25 protein-coding genes are annotated in these 12,855 nt (G+C 48.7%); all 25 read left to right on the top strand.

The genetic code is table 11. The annotated features are described in order from the left end of the window. Window positions 1–170: 170 nt before the first annotated feature. The 25 genes from MTH_RS00005 (at window position 171) to MTH_RS00125 (ending at window position 12,842) form a co-directional block, all read left to right on the top strand. A complete protein-coding gene (locus tag MTH_RS00005; RefSeq protein WP_010875643.1) occupies window positions 171–977 on the top strand; it encodes a putative RNA uridine N3 methyltransferase in 807 nt (268 codons plus the stop codon). A 19-nt stretch (window positions 978–996) separates the two neighbouring features. Then, entirely contained in the window at window positions 997–2,010 is a 1,014-nt protein-coding gene (gene rpl3p, locus MTH_RS00010; RefSeq protein ID WP_010875644.1) for a 50S ribosomal protein L3, read from the top strand. Between the two features lie 12 nt (window positions 2,011–2,022). After that, entirely contained in the window at window positions 2,023–2,787 is a 765-nt protein-coding gene (gene rpl4p / locus MTH_RS00015; protein ID WP_010875645.1) for a 50S ribosomal protein L4, read from the top strand. Window positions 2,788–2,809: 22 nt separating this feature from the next. Then, window positions 2,810–3,070 carry a 50S ribosomal protein L23 gene (locus MTH_RS00020; RefSeq protein WP_048060727.1) on the top strand — a complete coding sequence of 87 codons (261 nt, stop codon included), beginning with the start codon at window positions 2,810–2,812 and terminating at the stop codon, window positions 3,068–3,070. 22 nt (window positions 3,071–3,092) lie between these two features. Then, on the top strand, window positions 3,093–3,818 hold the full coding sequence (locus MTH_RS00025) for a 50S ribosomal protein L2 (RefSeq protein WP_010875647.1): 726 nt from the start codon (window positions 3,093–3,095) through the stop codon (window positions 3,816–3,818). A 16-nt stretch (window positions 3,819–3,834) separates the two neighbouring features. Beyond that, on the top strand, window positions 3,835–4,245 hold the full coding sequence (gene rpsS, locus MTH_RS00030) for a 30S ribosomal protein S19 (RefSeq protein WP_010875648.1): 411 nt from the start codon (window positions 3,835–3,837) through the stop codon (window positions 4,243–4,245). Window positions 4,246–4,257: 12 nt separating this feature from the next. Beyond that, window positions 4,258–4,719 carry a 50S ribosomal protein L22 gene (rplV, locus tag MTH_RS00035; protein ID WP_010875649.1) on the top strand — a complete coding sequence of 154 codons (462 nt, stop codon included), beginning with the start codon at window positions 4,258–4,260 and terminating at the stop codon, window positions 4,717–4,719. Between the two features lie 3 nt (window positions 4,720–4,722). Next, the gene (locus MTH_RS00040) at window positions 4,723–5,499 is read left to right on the top strand and encodes a 30S ribosomal protein S3 (RefSeq protein WP_010875650.1); all 777 of its coding nucleotides are present in this window, start codon (window positions 4,723–4,725) and stop codon (window positions 5,497–5,499) included. Window positions 5,500–5,545: 46 nt separating this feature from the next. Further along, window positions 5,546–5,740, top strand: a complete 195-nt coding sequence (rpmC, locus tag MTH_RS00045) for a 50S ribosomal protein L29 (protein ID WP_010875651.1) — start codon at window positions 5,546–5,548, stop codon at window positions 5,738–5,740. A 12-nt stretch (window positions 5,741–5,752) separates the two neighbouring features. Next, entirely contained in the window at window positions 5,753–6,058 is a 306-nt protein-coding gene (yciH, locus tag MTH_RS00050; protein WP_010875652.1) for a stress response translation initiation inhibitor YciH, read from the top strand. An 8-nt stretch (window positions 6,059–6,066) separates the two neighbouring features. After that, window positions 6,067–6,348 carry a ribonuclease P protein component 1 gene (rnp1, locus tag MTH_RS00055; RefSeq protein ID WP_010875653.1) on the top strand — a complete coding sequence of 94 codons (282 nt, stop codon included), beginning with the start codon at window positions 6,067–6,069 and terminating at the stop codon, window positions 6,346–6,348. A gap of 10 nt (window positions 6,349–6,358) precedes the next feature. Further along, window positions 6,359–6,679, top strand: coding sequence for a 30S ribosomal protein S17 (locus tag MTH_RS00060; protein ID WP_010875654.1), 321 nt, complete (start codon window positions 6,359–6,361; stop codon window positions 6,677–6,679). A gap of 1 nt (window position 6,680) precedes the next feature. Beyond that, window positions 6,681–7,079 carry a 50S ribosomal protein L14 gene (locus tag MTH_RS00065; RefSeq protein WP_010875655.1) on the top strand — a complete coding sequence of 133 codons (399 nt, stop codon included), beginning with the start codon at window positions 6,681–6,683 and terminating at the stop codon, window positions 7,077–7,079. A 10-nt stretch (window positions 7,080–7,089) separates the two neighbouring features. After that, window positions 7,090–7,443, top strand: coding sequence for a 50S ribosomal protein L24 (gene rplX, locus MTH_RS00070; RefSeq protein WP_010875656.1), 354 nt, complete (start codon window positions 7,090–7,092; stop codon window positions 7,441–7,443). Between the two features lie 2 nt (window positions 7,444–7,445). Further along, window positions 7,446–8,174, top strand: coding sequence for a 30S ribosomal protein S4e (locus MTH_RS00075; protein ID WP_010875657.1), 729 nt, complete (start codon window positions 7,446–7,448; stop codon window positions 8,172–8,174). Next, complete coding sequence (locus MTH_RS00080) at window positions 8,175–8,681, top strand: 50S ribosomal protein L5 (RefSeq protein WP_010875658.1); 507 nt, start codon at window positions 8,175–8,177, stop codon at window positions 8,679–8,681. Between the two features lie 2 nt (window positions 8,682–8,683). Further along, a complete protein-coding gene (locus MTH_RS00085) occupies window positions 8,684–8,836 on the top strand; it encodes a 30S ribosomal protein S14 (protein ID WP_010875659.1) in 153 nt (50 codons plus the stop codon). A 14-nt stretch (window positions 8,837–8,850) separates the two neighbouring features. Beyond that, window positions 8,851–9,243, top strand: coding sequence for a 30S ribosomal protein S8 (locus MTH_RS00090; RefSeq protein ID WP_048060728.1), 393 nt, complete (start codon window positions 8,851–8,853; stop codon window positions 9,241–9,243). 8 nt (window positions 9,244–9,251) lie between these two features. Further along, a complete protein-coding gene (locus MTH_RS00095) occupies window positions 9,252–9,785 on the top strand; it encodes a 50S ribosomal protein L6 (protein ID WP_010875661.1) in 534 nt (177 codons plus the stop codon). 13 nt (window positions 9,786–9,798) lie between these two features. Next, the gene (locus MTH_RS00100; protein WP_010875662.1) at window positions 9,799–10,125 is read left to right on the top strand and encodes a 50S ribosomal protein L32e; all 327 of its coding nucleotides are present in this window, start codon (window positions 9,799–9,801) and stop codon (window positions 10,123–10,125) included. A gap of 109 nt (window positions 10,126–10,234) precedes the next feature. Then, on the top strand, window positions 10,235–10,681 hold the full coding sequence (locus tag MTH_RS00105) for a 50S ribosomal protein L19e (protein ID WP_010875663.1): 447 nt from the start codon (window positions 10,235–10,237) through the stop codon (window positions 10,679–10,681). Window positions 10,682–10,692: 11 nt separating this feature from the next. Continuing rightward, the gene (locus MTH_RS00110; protein WP_010875664.1) at window positions 10,693–11,271 is read left to right on the top strand and encodes a 50S ribosomal protein L18; all 579 of its coding nucleotides are present in this window, start codon (window positions 10,693–10,695) and stop codon (window positions 11,269–11,271) included. Between the two features lie 2 nt (window positions 11,272–11,273). Further along, complete coding sequence (gene rpsE, locus MTH_RS00115) at window positions 11,274–11,918, top strand: 30S ribosomal protein S5 (protein ID WP_192961070.1); 645 nt, start codon at window positions 11,274–11,276, stop codon at window positions 11,916–11,918. Between the two features lie 12 nt (window positions 11,919–11,930). After that, entirely contained in the window at window positions 11,931–12,389 is a 459-nt protein-coding gene (gene rpmD / locus MTH_RS00120; RefSeq protein WP_010875666.1) for a 50S ribosomal protein L30, read from the top strand. A gap of 12 nt (window positions 12,390–12,401) precedes the next feature. Continuing rightward, entirely contained in the window at window positions 12,402–12,842 is a 441-nt protein-coding gene (locus MTH_RS00125) for an uL15m family ribosomal protein (protein WP_010875667.1), read from the top strand. Window positions 12,843–12,855 lie beyond the last annotated feature (13 nt).

The raw sequence follows: 12,855 nt of genomic DNA on the forward strand, positions 1-12,855 counted from the left end.
CCTCACCAGCGGAAAGTTTAAATATGGATACCATACAATTTTTAGTACCTATTGCAATCTGCGGTGGATCCGCTCACATTGTATGCTCTGATACGATGTGGTCTGTGGTTTTACTTGCCCAGTCTGCATTGTGGAAATATTTATAAATAAATCCGGACAGATATTAATAGATGAATAGAGTAGATTTGTCCATATTTATCCCGGATTCACTGACGGCTGAGACAGGGGATCTCAAAATAAAGACCTACAAGGTGGTTCTCATCGCACGGGCCGCTTCGATATTCGGGGTTAAGCGTATAGTGATCTATCACGATGATGCAGATGGAGAGGCAAGGTTTATTAGGGATATCCTGACTTATATGGATACACCTCAATACCTTCGCAGGAAGGTTTTCCCGATAATGAGGGAGTTGAAACATGTGGGGATACTCCCACCTCTGAGAACTCCCCATCACCCAACCGGAAAACCCGTTACTGGTGAATACAGGCAGGGACTGACAGTTAAAAGGGTAAAGAAAGGAACTCTTGTGGATATTGGCGCAGATAAACTTGCACTGTGCAGGGAAAAACTGACAGTAAATAGGATAATGAGTTTCAGGGTTGTCAGGTTGGGTAAGGAAATACTGATAGAGCCCGATGAACCAGAAGATAGATACTGGGGATACGAGGTACTGGATACCCGGAGAAACCTCGCAGAGAGCCTTAAAACAGTAGGTGCCGATGTTGTCGTGGCAACATCCAGGAATGCTTCGCCCATTACTTCTATTCTGGATGAAGTAAAAACGAGGATGAGGGGGGCCCGCGAGGCGGCCATCCTCTTTGGCGGTCCTTACAAGGGATTACCAGAGATCGACGCGGATATATGGGTTAACACCCTTCCAGGTCAGTGTACTGAAACTGTAAGGACTGAAGAGGCTGTTTTAGCTACTCTTTCAGTATTTAACATGCTAACTCAGATTGATGAAAAAGATGAATGATGTAAGGAGGTAAAGTTAAATGGCTAGACATCATCAACCAAGAAAAGGATCAGTTGCATTCAGTCCAAGGAAAAGGGCGGCAAGGGAAACCCCGAGGGTCAAGTCCTGGCCCCAGGTGGATGAGCCCGGACTCCTCGCCCTCGCAGGTTACAAGGCAGGGATGACACATGTCATGATGGTTGATAACCAGAAAAATTCCCCCACAGAGGGGATGGAGGTCTCAACTCCCGTCACAATCCTTGAGGTTCCACCCCTGACAGTGATGGCTGTGAGGACCTACGAAAAGACCAGCAGGGGTCTCAAGACCCTAGGTGAGGTCCTCGCAACAGAGACAAAGGATGACCTCAGGAGGAAACTCACCCCACCTGCAGATGACTACGACCAGGAAGCAGCCATTGAGAAGATAAGATCAAACATGGAGTACGTTGCAGATGTGAGGGTCATAGTCCACACAAACCCACGACTTGCAAGTGTTCCCAAAAAGAAACCCGAGGTATTCGAGTGCGGACTGGGCGGCAAGACCCCCGAGGAGAAATTTGAATATGCACTTGAGATCCTTGGAAAGGATGTCAGGGCGTCAGAGATATTCTCTGAGGGCGCCTTTGTTGATGCGATAGCCGTGACCAAGGGTAAGGGATTCCAGGGTCCTGTCAAGAGATGGGGTATAAGGATACAGTACGGTAAGGCTGCAAGGAGCAGTAAGGGAAGACACATAGGTTCACTGGGTCCATGGACACCATCAAGGACCATGTGGACCGTCCCACAGGCAGGTCAGATGGGCTACCACAGGAGGACCGAGTACAACAAACAGATACTCAAGATTGGTGACGCCAGCGAGGCTGACCTTGTAAACCCTGATGGTGGCTTTGTAAGATACGGGTTAGTCAGGAACGATTACGTCATGATTAAGGGGTCAGTTCCAGGCCCAACAAAGAGGCTAGTGGTTCTCAGGAAGGCCATAAGGGCTGCAGGTAAACAGGAAGAAGCACCCCAGATAAACTACATCAGCACAGCATCAAAACAAGGAGTATAAGAGTGGTTCAAAATGAAGATTAAGGTTTATTCCCTAGAAGGTGAAGCCATAGATGAGATGGAACTTCCTGAAATTTTCAACGAAGAATTCAGACCCGACGTCATAAAGAGGGCTGTCCTGTCCGCACAGACAGCAAGGGTACAGCCATGGGGTCCAGATCCAATGGCAGGTAAGAGGACCTCTGCACAGTCCTATGGTGCCGGACGCGGCGTTGCAATGGTTCCACGTATAAAGAATGGTTCAAGGGCCGCCTTTGTTCCACAGGCAGTGGGCGGTAGAAGGGCTCACCCCCCAAGGCCCCAGAAGAACTACCATGAAAGGATAAACAGGAAGGAGAGGCGACTTGCAATAAGGTCCGCAGTTGCAGCGACAGCCAGGAAGGACCTTGTGGAGGCAAGGGGTCACAGGATAGAGAACGTACCCCAGCTGCCACTGGTGGTCGACGACGAACTCTCCATGATTAAAAGGACCGCCGATACAAGGGAAGTCTTCAGGAAACTTGGAATCATGGACGACATTGTAAGGGCAAGGGAAGGCAAAAAGATACGAGCAGGAAAGGGAAAGATGAGGGGTAGAAAGTACAGGACACCCAGGGGTCCCCTCATAGTCGTTGGAGACGATAAGGGGATAACAAGGGGTGCGAGGAACCACCCGGGCGTTGACGTGGTAAGGGTGGAAAACCTCAACGCAGAGCTACTGGCCCCTGGAACACATCCTGGAAGACTGACCGTCTTTACAAGATCAGCAATAGAAAAACTTGATGAACTATTCCAGTAAAGAAGGAGTGACGGTGTATATTATGGATCCATATGCTGTTATTATGAAGCCACATGTCACAGAGAAGAGCATGAACCTTATAGATCAGAACAATGAACTGGCATTTGTGGTTATGAGGAAAAGCACAAAGAAGGATGTGAGGAGGGCCTTTGAGGAGCTCTTCGCAGTTAAGGTTGAGAGGGTCAACACACAGGTAACTCCCAGGGGCCAGAAGATAGCCTACATAAAACTGGCCAAGGAACACAGTGCAGAGGACATAGCGGTTAAACTGGGAGTATTCTAAAAATAACCAGGAGGATATTCGGATGGGAAAAAGGTTAATATCACAGAGGAGAGGAAGGGGAACTCCCACCTACAGAAGTGCATCTCACCGTTTCAAGGGCAAAATAAAATACCGCGCCTATGACTCCATTGAGAGTGAGGGCTCCCTCAAGGGGAAGGTAGTTGATATAATGCACGACCCTGGAAGGACAGCCCCCGTTGCCCGTGTTAAATTTGAAAACGGTGAGGAACGCCTGATACTCGCACCTGAAGCTTTAATGCTCAACGAAGAAGTTGAATGCGGAGTGAAGGCAAGGGTTAAACCAGGAAACTCACTTCCACTTAGTGAGATTCCAGAGGGGACACCCATATACAACATCGAAAACAGACCAGGGGACGGAGGAAAACTCGTAAGGTCCTCTGGAACATACGCTTCTCTAATCACCCATGACGCTGACAAGGCAGTTATTGAACTCCCATCAGGTGAACTGAAGGCACTCAACCCCCAGTGCAGGGCCACCGTTGGCGTTGTTGCTGGAGGAGGTCGAAGGGAGAAACCATTCCTCAAGGCCGGTAAGAAGTACCATGCCCTCAGGGCAAAGGGTAAGAAGTCCGTCACAGTCAGGGGTGTTGCAATGAACGCAGTTGATCACCCGCACGGTGGTGGAAACAGACAGCATCCTGGAAGGCCAACAACCGTCTCAAGGCATGCTCCTCCAGGACGAAAGGTTGGTTCAATAGCTGCCAGAAGAACAGGGAAAAGGAGATAAATAAGGAGGTGACCTATTGGCACGTAAAGAGTTTAGGTATCGCGGCTACACCTTGGAAGAACTGCAGGAGATGCCACTTGACGATGTAATCAAGTTGTTCCCATCAAGGCAGAGAAGATCCCTCAAAAGGGGATTCCTACCAAGGCAGAAGAAGGTACTCGAAAAGATAAGGAAGATAAAGAAAGAGGGAAAGACTGAGGGAAGGCCACCGGTCATCAGGACACACTGCAGGGACATGATAGTGCTTCCTGAGATGGTTGGAATGACCTTCGGTATCCACAATGGTAAGGAATTTGTGGAGGTCAAGATCCAGCCAGAAATGATCGGCTGCTACTTCGGTGAATTTGCACCCACAAGGAAGAAGGTTGAGCACGGAGATCCCGGTATGGGAGCTACAAGATTCTCAATGTTCGTGCCTCTTAAATAAGGAGACTAGACAATGGCTAAGGTTAAATACGCTTATAAAGAGGAAGACAGGTCAGGAACAGCCAGGGCATCAGCGACTCACCTCAAGATATCACCAAAGCACGCAGTGGAGATCTGCAGGGAGATCAGGGGAATGGAACTCGAAAAGGCCAAGAAATACCTTGAAGAGGTCATCAGGATGGAGAGGCCAGTCGCCTTCAAGAGATACAACAGGAAGGTCGGCCACAGGAGGGGTCTCAATGGCTGGGCCAGCGGTCGTTACCCTGTGAAGGCAGCAGGTCAGATACTTAAGGTCCTTGAGAACGCAGAGGCCAATGCAGAGTACAAGGGACTCGACACAGAGAAACTCAGGATAATCCACATATCCAGTCACCGGGGGCCAGTTATAAGGGGCTGGATTCCAAGGGCCTTTGGAAGGGCCACACCATTCAACACACCAACAACACACGTTCAGATAGTTCTGGGGGAGGCATAAATTTTGATAGAAAAAGATTTTGTCGTTGAAGGTCTCAGAAGGACAAGGATAGACGAATACCTTGAAAAGGAACTTGAAAGGGCAGGATACGGTGGCATGGATGTCCAGGTCACACCAATGGGTACGATGGTTGTGGTCTACGCTGAGAGGCCGGGTATGGTCATCGGACGTGGCGGTAAGACAGTGAGGGCCATAACACAGAAACTCAAAAACAAGTTCGACCTTGAGAACCCCCAGGTTGAGGTCAAGGAGGTTGATGTCCCTGAACTCAACCCCAAGATAATGGCCCACAAGATAGCTGCAATGCTCCAGAGGGGTATGCACTTCAGGAGAGTCGCATACACCACAATGAGGAGGATCATGGCTGCAGGTGCCCAGGGTGTTGAGGTCACCATTTCAGGTAAGATAAGGGGTGCCCGTTCAGCCACAGCAAAGTTCACCGATGGTTATATAAAGAAATGCGGTGAACCATCAGTCAAGCATGTAAGGGAAGGATTTGCCACTGTACAGCTCAAACCCGGTGTTCTTGGGGTATACGTACGTATAATGCCTCCTGATGTTGTTCTACCTGACAAAGTTGAAATAGAGGATCCAAGGGTCACTGAAACTCCTGCAGAGGAAGCCTCAGAGGCCTCAGAGGTTGTTGAAGATCTCGAGGAGGTTGAGGACCTGGAAGAGATCGAGGACCTTGAGGAGGTTGAGGATCTCGAGGAGGTTGAGGACCTGGAAGACACTGAGGCAGAGAAGAAGGACGCAGATGGTGAAGAATCTGAAAAATAATATATATGGACAGATTCATATCAGTGAATAATAGAAAGGGATTGAAATGGCGATACTTAGGAGCGAAGAGATAAGGGAAATGGATGGGGAGGAACTCCAGAAGAAACTGGATGAACTCAAGGCAGAATACGCCCGATACATTTCCAAGAGCGCTGCTGCCGGGATCCATGAGAACCCCGGTAAGATGAGGGAAATCCGAAGAACAATAGCCCGTGTTCTCACCATCATGAATGAAAAATAGAAGGAGAAATAAATGAAAATCTGCGATGTATGTGGTCTTCCGGAAGAACTTTGCGTCTGTGAGGAAATAGCACGCGAAGTTCAGACACTAAAGGTCTACACAGTGAGGCGAAGATTCGGTAAAGTGATGACCATCATTGAGGGCATCGATGAACACGATATAGACATAAAGGAGCTCACTAAGATACTGAAGGCAAGATGTGCCTGTGGAGGCACAGCCAAGAAAGGCCAGATAGAACTTCAGGGGGATCATAAGAAGAAGGTCAAGGAAGTTCTGGCAGATATGGGCTTTTCATCAGATACGATTGAGATAAGGTAGGGGTTACCTTGATAACCCCCAGGAATATTTTCAGGCATGAGCTTATTGGCCTTTCTGTGAGAATAGCCAGGAGTGTTCACAGGGACATTCAGGGAATATCGGGAAGAGTCGTGGATGAAACCAGGAATACCCTTAGAATCGAAATGGATGACGGCCGGGAAATAACGGTTCCAAAGGGAATAGCCGTCTTCCATTTCAGAACACCGCAGGGTGAACTTGTTGAGATTGATGGTAGAGCTCTGGTGGCTCGTCCTGAGGAGAGAATAAAGAAGAAATTTAGAAAACCATAGTGGTGATAGAATGGTCGGCATTGATGTTCCAGAACCTAAATCTAAATGTAGTGATCCTAACTGTCCTTTCCACGGTGACCTCCCCCTCAGGGGTCAGATACTGGAAGGAACCGTAGTCAGTGACAAGGCAGAAAGGACAGTGACTGTTGAAAGGAGTTTCTACAAATTTATACGCAAATATGAACGATACGAAAAGAGGAAATCCAAGATAAAGGCCCACAAACCTGACTGCATAGATGTCAGGGTAGGGGACACAGTGAAAATTGCTGAATGCAGACCCCTCAGCAAGACCAAGAACTTCGTTGTTGTCGAGGTGAAGGGGGAAGAGTAAAATGAAGGCAATAGCATCCAAGGTTACCAGGGCATTACCTGTAGGGGCCAGACTCCAGTGCGTCGACAACACAGGTGCAAGGGAAGTCGAGATAATCTCAGTCAGGGGATACAAGGGTGTTCGAAGAAGACTTGCAGCAGCAGGTGTTGGCGACATGGTTGTTGTCTCCGTAAAGAAGGGAACAGTTGACATGAGGAGAGAGGTCCTCAACGCCGTTATTGTAAGGCAGAAAAAGGAATACAGAAGGCCCGATGGATTGAGGGTGAAATTCGAGGATAACGCTGCAGTTATAGTGAGTCCTGAGGGAGTCCTCAAGGGTTCAGAGATAAGGGGTCCTGTTGCAAAGGAAGCTGCTGACAGGTGGCCCAGTGTGGGAAGCGCAGCAAGCATAATAGTGTAAGGGTGATAGAATGTCAAAACAGCCCAGAAAGCAGAGGAAGTACATTTATGAAGCACCATTACACGCTCGTCGAAAGATGATGAGCGCAAATCTCAGCAGGGAACTCAGGGAAGAGTATGGGAGAAGGTCCCTGCCCCTAAGGAAGGGAGACAAGGTTGAGATTCTCAGGGGTGACTTCAGGGGACATGAAGGTAAGGTTGAGAAGGTGGACCTCAAGAGGTACAGGGTTTACGTTGAGGGGGCCACAATACAGAAAGTTGATGGGACAACAGTCTACTTCCCGCTACACCCATCAAACCTGAGAATAGTTGACCTCAACCTTGACGATGAGAAAAGAATTAAAATCTTAGAACGGAAGGGATAAAAATGGCAATAATGGCATCAAGAAAACATCTTAAACGATTCAAATCACCGGTTCACTGGCCAATTCATCCCAAGGAATACAAATGGACAGTTAAACCATCTCCAGGTCCCCACGCTATTGAGAACTCACTGCCTCTCATGATCATTGTGAGGGACATCCTGAAGGTTGCAGACAATGCAAGGGAAGCCAGGAAGATAATAAACAGTGGAGAGGTCCTGGTGGATGGAAGACCAAGGAAGAACTACAAGTTCCCGGTCGGATTCATGGACGTTGTCAGCATACCCAGGACAGGAGACGTCTACAGGGTGCTCCCTGATGAAAGGGGAAGGCTGGTTCTCCACCCCATAGATGAGGAAAACGCAGGCTTCAAACTCTGCAAGATAGTGAACAAGACAACCATTAAGGGAGGCAGGACCCAGCTCAACCTCCATGACGGCCGTAACTACCTCTCAGATGATGAATTCAGGGTGGGAGACGTTGTAAAGCTCTCAATACCCGAACAGGAAATCCTTGAGAGGATACCATTTGAGAAGGACAGCCTCGGCCTTGTGACAGGCGGACGGCACACCGGTGAAATAGGCAAGATCAAGAAGATAAACATAACAAGGTCTTCAATGCCAAACACAGCCGTCATCGAGACCGGTGCAGGCAAGACATTCCTGACACTCAAGGACTACGTTTTCGTCATAGGAAAGGACGAGTCAGTGATCTCACTTCCAGGAGGGAAATAGATGAACCCGATGGAGGAAGTAAGGATATTCAAGGTCACCCTTAACATAGGTGTTGGTGAAGGCGGTGAAAAGCTTGCAAGGGCCGAGAGGCTTCTTGAGGAGATGAGCGGCCAGAAACCAGTGAGGACACACTCAAAGGTCACCAACCCTGAATTCGGTATAAGGAAGAAACAGCCCATCGCATGCAAGGTCACCCTCCGCGGTGAAAGGGCCGAGAAGGTACTCAAAATGTTCCTTGAGGGAATAGGTAACAGGTTAAAGGCCAGCCAGTTTGATGAGTATGGTAACGTTTCGATGGGTATAGATGAACACATAGACATACCTGGAATGAAATACGACCCTGAGATAGGGATCTTTGGTATGAACCTTTCTGTCACCTTTGAGAAGCCAGGTCACAGGATAAACAGGCGAAGGATACAGCGCAGGAAGGTTCCTCAGAAGCACAGGGTCAGCCGCGAAGAGGCAATCGAATTCATGAAGGAAAAATTCCAGGTTAAAATAGTCTGAAGGTGATTGTATTGCCAAGGAAATATGGAAAGGCATCAAGGAAATGCTCAAGATGCGGGGATCACTCTGCCCTTGTCAGGAGATACGGGTTAATGCTCTGCAGGCAGTGCTTCAGGGAACTCGCACCTAAAATAGGGTTTAAAAAGTACAACTAAAAGAGGTGTTTACTGTGACTCTTATGGATCCTCTTGCAAACGCCCTGACCAACATAAGAAACAATGAGATAAGGGGTAATGTCAAGTGCAGGATAACCCCCGCCTCAAAACTTATAGGGCGAGTGTTAAGGACAATGCAGAAGGAAGGCTATATCGGTGAATTCGAATACGTTGACGACGGCAGGGCCGGGAAATTCATAGTTGAACTTGAGGGAAACATAAACCACTGTGGAGTTATAAAACCCAGGCACGCAGTTAAGAAGGACGAATTCGAGAAATTTGAGAAGAGATACTTGCCAGCTAAGAACTTCGGGATAATAATCGTATCAACCCCTGAGGGAATAATGACCCATAAAGAGGCCAAGGACAGGGGTATTGGTGGTAGACTGCTGGCATATGTCTACTAGGTGATAACATGGTTCTAGCAGCTCTAATCCGGGAAGAGATACCCATCCCTGATGGTGTGGATGTCACCATCGATGGTGGCGTCACCGTTAAGGGCCCCAAGTGGGAACTTTCCCGAAAATTCAACCATTCAGAGATATCGATGGCTGTTGAAGATGACAAGGTGGTTCTCGAGGTTAAATTCCCTAAAAAGAAGGATAAGGCCATGATAGGGACCGTCAGGGCCCACATAAGCAACATGATAACAGGTGTTACCGAGGGCTTCAGATACCGCATGAAGATAGTTTATGCTCACTTTCCAATGAGTGTGAAGGTGGCAGGGGATAAGGTTGTCATTGAGAACTTCCTCGGTGAACGCCACCCCAGGACCGCAAGATTCGTTGGTGACACAAAGGTCCAGGTCAAGGGCGATGAGGTTGAGATAACAGGTATCAACAAGGAGCACGTGGGACAGACCATGGCCAACATCGAACAGGCCACCAAAATCAAGGGAAGGGACCCAAGGGTTTTCCAGGACGGCATATACCTTGTGAGCAAGGAATAGGGACGGTGATTCGATGAGGAAAAAATTTAAAAGACAGGAATACGCCCGATACAAGAAATTAGGGGAAAAATGGAGGAGACCAAGGGGCAGAACAAGCAAAATGAGGAGGTATGAAAAGGGTAAACCCGCTATGCCTGCAATAGGCTACAGGAAACCCAGTGAAGTTAGGGGTCTCCACCCATCAGGATACGAGGATGTCCTGGTTTCCAACATGAGGGAACTTGAGGCACTGGACCCTGAAAAACAGGCTGCAAGAATAGCTTCAGCTGTGGGGGCCAGGAAAAAAACCCTGATGCTTGAGAAGGCAAGGGAACTCGGCATCAAGGTTCTCAACCCGTAGGGAGGACTGGAAGGGGCATATTTTCCAGTCCAGCGAAAAAACTTTTTAAGGGGATACCTGAAATTTTTCGGGTTTATCAGCAAATGCTGAATACAAGGAGGTTTCTTGAATGAATCTTACTACTCAGAAGAGATTAGCTGCAGACATACTCAAGGTAGGGGTTAACAGGATATGGATAGACCCTGAAAGGATCGATGAGGTTTCAAGGGCAATAACAAGGGACGGTGTGAAGCAGCTAATAAAGGATGGCGCAATAAAGGCCAAACCCAAGAAGGGTATAAGCAGCTACAGGTCAAAGAAGATAGCCCAGCAGAAGAAGAAGGGACGAAGAAGGGGACCTGGAAGTATAAAGGGTGCAAAGGGTGCCAGAAGGCCCAAAAAGGATGAGTGGATGACCACCATAAGGGCACTGAGAAAGGACCTCAAGGAGATGAGGGACAACCGCGAAATAAACAAGAGCACCTACCGTAAACTGTACAAGATGGCCAAGGGCGGAGCCTTTAAGAGCAAATCTTACATGAAGACCTATGCCCGGGACCACGACATGCTCAGGTAGGAGGGATTTGATTGGCACATGGACCAAGATACAAGCTGGCATTTAGAAGAAGAAGGGAAGGTAAAACTGATTACCGGGCCCGCTACAAAATGGTAGAAACAGGTAAATCAAGGCTCGTCGTCAGGATAACGACATATCACGTTATTGCACAGATAATCAACGTGGGCATGAACGGAGACGAAACACTTGTCTCAGCCCACTCAAAACAGCTCCAGAAAATGGGATGGCTTGGAGGTACAAGCAACACAGCAGCAGCCTACCTCACAGGTTACCTGTGCGGTAAAAGGGCTCTGAAGGAGGGTATAGAGGAGGCTGTCCTTGACATAGGACTGAGACCAGCCATCAGGGGCTCAAAGGTATTCGCTGCACTCAAGGGGGCTGTTGACGCAGGACTCAATGTACCCCACGGTGAATCAGTGCTGCCCGATGAATCAAGAATCAGGGGAGAACACATAATGGAGTACGCAGAATCCCTTGATGAGGAAGAACTCCGGAAGAGGTTTTCAAAGTACCTTGAAAGGGGTCTTTCCCCTGTGGATCTGCCGGAACACTTTGATGAAATCAAAAAGAGAATAGATGAAGAGGTATGATTATGAACTTCAACATGGAGGAATGGGAGCCAAGGACCCAGCTGGGACGCCTTGTAAAGGAGGGTGTCATAACAAGCATCGATGAGATCTTTGAAGAGGGACACCCCATAATGGAACTTGAGATAATCGATGCACTGCTTCCTGACCTTGAGGAGGAAGTTATCGACGTCAACCTTGTCCAGAGGATGCACAAGTCAGGGAGAAAGGTTAACTTCAGGGTCATTGTTGCAGTTGGTAACAAGGACGGTTACGTCGGACTCGGGCAGGGTAAGGCAAGGGAGGTCGGTCCCGCCATCAGGAAGGCAGTTGACGATGCAAAGTTCAACATAATAAAGGTCAGAAGAGGATGCGGTGACTGGGGATGTGTCTGTGGAAGGGAACACACCGTACCCTTCAAGGTCTCCGGTAAGAGCGGCAGTGTCCGCGTGACCCTCATACCCGCACCTGGTGGTGTTGGACTCGCAATAGGTGACGTGGGCAAGACCATAATGAGACTTGCAGGTATAGACGATGTATGGTCACATACACGTGGACAGACACAGACCACAGTTAACTTCGCCAGGGCAACCTTCGACGCCCTCAAACAGCTGAGCAAAGTAAAGGCAAGCGAGAAGGACCTTAAGAACCTCGGTGTTTGCAGTACCTGAAGGTGATTCTAGATGTTCGCAGTAGTAAGGGTAAGGGGATCAGCAGGTGTTCGAAGGGACATAGCTGACACCATGGAAATGTTAAGGCTCAACAGGATAAACCACGCCGTCCTGGTTGAGGACACACCCAGCTACCTTGGCATGCTCCAGAAGGCCAAGGACTACATAACCTGGGGTGAAGTCGACCAGGAAACCCTGACAGCCATGATAAGGAAGAGGGGAAGACTCATCGGGGGAGACAGGATAACCGATGAGTACATAAATGAGAAAACCGCTTACGGTTCCGTCGATGAGTTTGCTGCAGCCGTCTTCAGCGGCGAGGTTAAACTTGAGGAAGCAGGAATAAAACCTGTATTCAGACTGCACCCCCCAAGAAAGGGATACGAAGGCATAAAAAAGGCCTTCAATGAGGGCGGAAGCCTTGGATATCGCGGCGAAAAGATAAATGACCTTTTGAAAAGGATGATCTAGGAGGAATCACTCATGATCAGAAAAAGACGAAAGATCACAAGGATGAGGGGCTCACGCACCGTCGGTGGAGGATGCTCCAAGAAGAGGAGGGGAGCAGGTCACCGCGGTGGTAGAGGACAGGCCGGTGGGCACAAACACCACTGGACATGGATAGTCAAGTACGACCCAAAACACTTCGGGAAATACGGCTTCAAGAGGCCCCAGAAACTCATAAAGAGGCTGGAAACAGTTAACCTGGCCTACCTGGATGAAATGATACCAGAACTCCTTGAGAGGGGAGTTGCATCCGAGGAGGACGGAATGGTGGTGCTGGATGTCCGCGACCTTGGATTTGAAAAGGTCCTCGGAAGCGGAAGGATCACAAGGCCCGTCCATCTCAAGGCATACGAGTTCTCCAGGAGCGCCACCGAGAAGATCGAAGAGGCCGGAGGAAAGGCTGAAGTCATAGAGTGAAACCAGCTGACAA

It is taken from the genome of Methanothermobacter thermautotrophicus str. Delta H (assembly GCF_000008645.1).
Lineage (GTDB): Archaea > Methanobacteriota > Methanobacteria > Methanobacteriales > Methanothermobacteraceae > Methanothermobacter > Methanothermobacter thermautotrophicus.